This is a genomic window from Ruegeria sp. YKSF070 (genome assembly GCF_059612725.1).
Genome location: NZ_JBXWRD010000094.1, coordinates 1 through 6219, shown reverse-complemented (window position 1 = coordinate 6219; position 6219 = coordinate 1). Strand labels below are relative to the sequence as shown.

Below are 6219 nucleotides of genomic sequence, written 5' to 3'. Positions count from 1 at the left end.
ACGCCGAAAAGCTTGATCGCCATGCCATGGGCATCGCCACCCTTGGGATCGTCGCGCCGTTCGGTACCGTTGGAAAACCGGATCAGCGCCGCATACTCACCGGGTTGCGCAAACAGCCCCGCGCGAAAGGCTTGCGGCACGTCAGGGCCGACGATGAACCGGGCCGGAATGGCACCATGCCCCTTGGGATGCTGGGCCCGCCATTTGAAACCGTTCTCCTCGACCTCCATCATCTTGAGATTTGCCTGAATGATGTCGGCGATAATCTGGTCCTCATTGGCCGAGATCGGCGCCTCGCCCAGATCCGCGCGAATATCCGTCATGTCAAATTACCCTTCAAAGAAACTGCCGGCGAAATAGCGCCGGCAGCCAAAGGTACCACGGATGGTTGAAAAATCCAGATGCGGCGGGCGGGGTCAACCCGCGCGCACCACATAGACCGAGACCGGCGCATGGCGCACCACGCGGGCGGCATTGGGGCCCAGCAGGTAATCGGCCAGATCGGGCTTGTGCGCCCCCACCACGATCAGATCGCTGCCCGCGCTTTCAGCAGTTCTCAGGATCTCCTTGTAGGCGGTGCCGGTGGCCACGACATGGCGGATATCGGCATTGCGCTCGGCCCCCAATGTCTGAGTACACAGCTGCACCAGCGTGTCATGGGCGGCCTTGACCGCGTTATCGTGATGGCCCGCCTCGAAGAAACCCGAGACCCAGGTTTCACCGAAATCGGGCAGCACGGTCACCACGTCCAGCCGCGCCCCATCCAGATCGGCCAGGCGCGCGGCCTGTTTCAGGATCGGGGCGTCACTGTCGGGGTTGCTGATATCGACGGCACAAAGAACTGAGCTGCTCATGCGGGGACTCCCTGTCTGGCGGCGCGGCCGCGTTGGAGAAAGGCGACAAGACCAAGCAGCAGCAGCGCCGGGATGAACACCAGCTCCTTGGGCGGCTGGTTGGCCGGGGCCTTGACGGTGACGATGCGCACCGCCTCGTCGCCGTAGAAATCGAAATCCTGCATCGACTCGGCGATCGGCGTGCCAAACAGCGGCTCTTCGAGCTTGATCAGCCCGTCTTCCTCGAACGGCAGGAAACCCATCGCCTCGACTCGCGCGGCGCCGTCGGCCTCGTCGCCCACGGTCAGCTCCAGGCTCAGGTCCTTCATCTCGCCACTGTCGAAATCAGGCCCCGACACGATGACGCGCAACACGTCGCCGGGCGCCGCGTCGCCGACCGCCTGCTCCAGGCGCGCGGGTTCGAACAGCTCGAACGGCGGCGCGATCCGGTTCATCACATAATCGGGCCGGAACAGAACAAAGGCCACCAGGATCAGCGCCACGCTTTCATAGATGCGGTTGCGGGTCAGGAAAAAGCCCATGGTGCCGGCGGTAAAGACCAGCACCGCGATGGTTGCAGATATGGCCACCAGGATACCGCCCACCCAGCCCACGTCGATCAGCAACATGTCGGTGTTGAAGATGAACACAAACGGCAGCGCCACTGTGCGCAAGCTGTAGAAGAAGGCGGTGAAACCGGTCTTGATCGCATCGCCCCCCGACACCGCGGCGGCGGCGAAACTGGCCAGCCCCACGGGTGGCGTCACATCCGCCATGATGCCGAAGTAGAACACGAAGAGATGCACCGCAATCAGCGGCACGATCAGCCCCGATTGTGCGCCCAGCTGAACCACCACACCGGCCATCAGCGAACTGACCACGATATAGTTGGCGGTGGTCGGCAGGCCCATGCCCAGAACCAGGCTCAACAGCCCCACCATCACCAGCATCAGCACCAGGTTGCCGCCCGACAGGAACTCGACCAGATCGGCCATCACCTGGCCCACCCCTGTCAAGGTCACGGTGCCCACGATCACGCCCGCCGTGCCGGTCGCCAGCGCGATGCCGATCATGTTGCGGGCGCCGTCGATCAGCCCCTGCCACAGGTCGGCGACGCCGGACATGAAGCTGCTCGCCATCTCGGATTCGCCCCTAAACAGCGATTTCAGCGGCTTTTGCGTCAGCAGGATCACGAACAGCAGCGCGGTCGCCCAAAAGGCGGACAGGCCCGGCGATTTCTGCTCGATCATCAGGAAATAGACCAGCACTACGATGGGCAGCAGGTAATGCAAACCCGCCTTGTAGATCTGGGCGATATCGGGCAGTTCGACAACCTCGGCATTGGGATCGTCGGGTTCCAGATCGGGCACCTGCGCGGCGAACCACACAAGCACGATGTAGATTGCGGTCACGATCAGCCCCATGATCAGCCCGGCCGAGCTGGGCGCCCAGGCGGCAATCGCCTGCGCCGGAAACTGGGTCGCATAACACAGCCCGGCAAAGATCAAGAAGAAGCTGAGCATGCCGGCCACGGTGCGGATCAGATGCACCTCGCGGTTCCCCAGCGTCGGCATGTTCCGCTTCACCGCCTCCAGATGCACGATATAGATCAGCGCGATATAGCTGATCGCGGCAGGCAGGAAGGCATGGGTGATCACCTCGACATATGAGATGCCCACATATTCCACCATCAGAAAGGCCGCGGCCCCCATCACCGGCGGCATGATCTGGCCGTTGACCGAGCTGGCCACCTCGACCGAGCCGGCCTGTTCGCTGGTAAAGCCCACCCGCTTCATCAGCGGGATGGTAAAGGTGCCGGTGGTGACCACGTTGGCGATGGAAGACCCCGAGATCAGGCCGGTCGCGGCCGAGCCGACAACAGCGGCCTTCGCCGGGCCGCCGCGCAGGTGACCCAGCGCGCCAAACGCCATCTTGATGAAATAGTTGCCCGCGCCCGCCTTGTCCAAAAGCGCGCCGAACAGCACGAAGAGAAACACGAATTTGGTCGAGACCCCCAGCGCGATGCCGAACACGCCCTCGGAGGTGATCCACATATGGCTCATCGCCTTTTTCAGGCTGGCGCCCTTCCAGCGGATCACCTCGGGCACCCATTCCGAGGCGCCCCAGAACACATAGGCCAGGAAAATCGTGGCGATGATCGCCATGGCCGGCCCCAGCGCGCGGCGCGCGGCCTCGAATAGCAGGATCAGACCGACCAGCGCGATCCACTTGTCGGTATCGTCGGCCAAACCGCCCGAATTCACCAGCTTGTCATAGAAGATATAGCCATACAGTGCGATACCCGCCCCCAGCACCGCCATCACCCAGTCCTGCGCGGGAATGCGGTCGCGCGGGCTGGATTTCAGCGCCGGATAGGCGGCAAAGGCCAGAAACAGGGCAAAGGCCAGGTGCACCTGACGCGAGTTGTTCACGATGCTGCCGGGCAAGATCATGTTCGACATCGGCGAGGCCAGGATCAGCTGGAACACCGACCAGATCACCGCGACGATGGCCAGAAACAGCCCGATGCTGCCCGCCGGGTCGCGCGCACCCGCATCGGAAGAGGCAACAAGATCCTGAAGCTCTTCTTCGGATAGCGGCCGATTACCCTGACTCTCAGAGGTCATGAAAATCTCTCCCTGTCACGCCGTGCTGCTTTGGCTGGTGGCGTCATTTATCCATTGCCCGGCCCCCGCCGGGAAGGAGCGGGGCGCGCAACTGCGCCCCGCCCAAAATCAACGCGTCTTAGATCAGTTGATCCAGCCGCGCTCGCGGTAATACTTCTCGGCACCCGCATGCAGGGGCGCCGACAGACCGTCCTTGATCATTTCCTCTTCCTTGAGGTTGGCAAAGGCCGGGTGCAGCTTCTTGAAGTCTTCGAAATTGTCGAACACCGCCTGCACCAGCGCATAAACCGCGTCCTCGGACACATCGGCCGAGGTCACCAGGGTAGCACCCACACCAAAGGTGGTGGTGTCACCGTCATTGCCGCGATACATGCCGCCGGGAATGGTGGCCTTGCGATAAAAGCTGTTGTCGGCGATCAGCTTGTCGATGGCGTCACCATCGACGCTCACCAGCACGGAGTCACAGGCGGTCGTGGCCTCCTGGATCGAGCCCGACGGGTGGCCGACGGTATAGATCATCGCGTCGAGCTGGTTGTCGCAGAGCGCCGCCGACTGTTCCGCCGCCTTCAGCTCGCTGGCCAGGGCGAAATCGCCGGTGGTCCAGCCCTTGGCCTCGAGCACCACATCCATGGTGCCGCGCTGACCCGAACCGGGGTTGCCGATATTCACCCGCTTGCCCTTGAGATCGTCAAAGCTCTTGATGCCGGAATCGGCGCGGGCAACCACGGTAAAGGGTTCGGGATGGATCGAGAAGACCGCGCGCAGGCCTTCGAACTTGCCCGCCTCTTCGAATTTCGAGGTGCCGTTATAGGCGTGGTACTGCCAGTCCGACTGCGCCACACCGAATTCCAGCTCGCCCTCTCGGATGGTGTTGATATTGTAGACCGAACCGCCGGTGGATTCGACCGAGCAGCGCACGCCATGTTCCTTGCGCCCCTTGTTCACCAGACGGCAGATGGCACCGCCGGTCGGGTAATAGACGCCGGTCACACCGCCGGTACCGATGGTGATGAACTCTTCGGCCATCGCCGCGGGCGCCATGAAGGCCGCCGTGACCAATGCGCCAAGACCAAGCTTGCTGTTGCGATTCATGCTGTAACTCCCGTTAGTTATTATAAGCGGGCAGAAACGCCCGTGAGATAGATCCGGAACTGCCTCCGCCGACCATCGCCCATACGAAGCGCGGGGGCGGGCTGCAACCCGTCAGGGCGCGCGGGGCGCGGGTCCCGATGGATCAAGGGTTCCACCCGGACTTTGGACTTGTCAACCCGCAGGGGTGAACCGGTTGGCGAAATCGCCAGATGTGAACCGATATCGCAGATTTTCCCCCGCGCTTGCCTGCCCGTCACCTCAGACCGCGCCAATGGAACAGGTCTCCGTCCGACATCTCGCAATAGACCCGCCAACCATCGCGGCGATAGAACCGCTCGGCCCGCGTCCCTGCCCCGATCGCAAGCCACGCCTTGCTCCAGCCTGCGCGCCGCAGATCGGCACAGGCCCGCGCCAGGAGCGCGCGGCCAAAGCCGCCCCCTTCGCGGCCCGGGGCCACGAACAGCGCCCAGATGTTCCCATTGTGTGGATCGCAGGCGGAAAAACCGGCCACCTGCCCGCCGGTTTCACACATCCAGAGGGTCGAGTTCCGGTGAAAGTCCAGATAGTCCGAACGCGGGACGCGCGCCGGATCCGAAAGCTGGTTTTCACTCACCGCGCCCCGGATCGCCATCAGGGTGTCGATATCACTGATACAAGCCAGTCTGATCCGCATGGTCCGATCCCGTTGTGCCGGCTTCAACCAGCAGCGGGCGCGCGCGTCTGTCCATCCTTTGCGCGGCCTCGTTGGCCCCACACACGCGGCCGCGGTTCTCAGATTTGGCCTTGCGTGGTCTGGCCGTTGCGTTTAAACGGCGAGCGCAAAGTCGGAGCGTCAGGATGTGCGCCTTTCCTTCGGCCGGATTGCCCGAGAATCCGGGCAGTTCAAGCCGCTTTGATGCGGCGCGGTGTTGATGGTGGTGGCCAACGTTCGGCCCGCACAAGGAGAAGAGTGCCGCTGTAGCTCAGCTGGTAGAGCACGTCATTCGTAATGATGGGGTCGGGGGTTCGAGTCCCTTCAGCGGCACCATTCTTCTCAGATGTCACCCCGATTTTGGCACTGGAATGGCATTGTTGCAGAACTCCCGCCTGAAGCGTGACTTCCCCTTTCCCCATTGATGTCATTCCACACGAACGATCTCGGCGGTGCCGAGTGCGTTGAAGCGGTTCATGAGAGCGATGCGGATGTGGATTTCGGCGGCTTGGCGGTCGGGGTCTCTGGCTGCGATGCGCTCGCCGAATGCCTTGAGGCAAAGCATTTTCGCCTCGACCCGACTTCGAGCGTGGTATCCTGTCCAGCGCTTCCAGAAGGCCCGGCCGTAGTGCCGGGTGGCGCGCAAGGTTTCGTTACGAACCCGCGCAGCTGGGCAATCTTCCTTCCACGGCCGACCGTTCTTGCGGACCGGAATGATCGGGACAGCGTCACGCCCGATGATGGCGGTGTGGCAGCGGCGTGTGTCGTAAGCGCCGTCTGCGGTCACGGTTTTGATCTCTTCATCCTTCGGGATCTGGTCGAGCAGTTCTGGCAGCACCGGGCTGTCGCCGTCTCGGCTGGGGGTGAACTCGACGGCGCGTATGTCAGAGGTAGTAGTATCTATGGCCAGATGGACTTTGCGCCATTGGCGGTGCCCCTGAACGCCATGCTTGCGGGCTTGCCACTCGCCATCGCC

The 6219-nt window shown here is 62.8% G+C and carries 5 protein-coding genes, 1 tRNA gene and 1 pseudogene; 1 reads left to right on the top strand and 6 read right to left on the bottom strand.

Features of this window, described 5'->3' with window-relative positions; translation table 11 throughout:
• The 5 genes and pseudogenes from AC2FL1_RS23160 to AC2FL1_RS23140 form a co-directional block, all read right to left on the bottom strand.
• A pseudogene (locus tag AC2FL1_RS23160) lies at positions 1–323 on the bottom strand (hypothetical protein); the annotation flags it as partial.
• A 93-nt stretch (positions 324–416) separates the two neighbouring features.
• Positions 417–854 carry a universal stress protein gene (locus tag AC2FL1_RS23155; RefSeq protein WP_496878490.1) on the bottom strand — a complete coding sequence of 146 codons (438 nt, stop codon included), beginning with the start codon at positions 852–854 and terminating at the stop codon, positions 417–419.
• The gene (locus AC2FL1_RS23150; protein ID WP_496878489.1) at positions 851–3460 is read right to left on the bottom strand and encodes a TRAP transporter permease; all 2610 of its coding nucleotides are present in this window, start codon (positions 3458–3460) and stop codon (positions 851–853) included. Before AC2FL1_RS23150 ends, AC2FL1_RS23155 begins: the two co-directional genes overlap by 4 nt.
• Before the next feature lie 123 nt (positions 3461–3583).
• Positions 3584–4552: a TAXI family TRAP transporter solute-binding subunit gene (locus AC2FL1_RS23145; RefSeq protein WP_496823879.1), complete on the bottom strand. Its 969-nt coding sequence runs from the start codon at positions 4550–4552 to the stop codon at positions 3584–3586.
• Between the two features lie 253 nt (positions 4553–4805).
• Positions 4806–5225, bottom strand: a complete 420-nt coding sequence (locus AC2FL1_RS23140) for a GNAT family N-acetyltransferase (RefSeq protein ID WP_496878488.1) — start codon at positions 5223–5225, stop codon at positions 4806–4808.
• A 278-nt stretch (positions 5226–5503) separates the two neighbouring features.
• Between AC2FL1_RS23140 and AC2FL1_RS23135 the strand changes: the two genes are divergently transcribed.
• A tRNA-Thr gene (locus tag AC2FL1_RS23135) sits at positions 5504–5579 on the top strand.
• Positions 5580–5670: 91 nt separating this feature from the next.
• Here AC2FL1_RS23135 and AC2FL1_RS23130 read toward each other — a convergent pair.
• Positions 5671–6219, bottom strand: a 549-nt coding sequence (locus AC2FL1_RS23130) for an IS5 family transposase (protein ID WP_496878487.1), incomplete at its 5' end; no start/stop codon positions are given.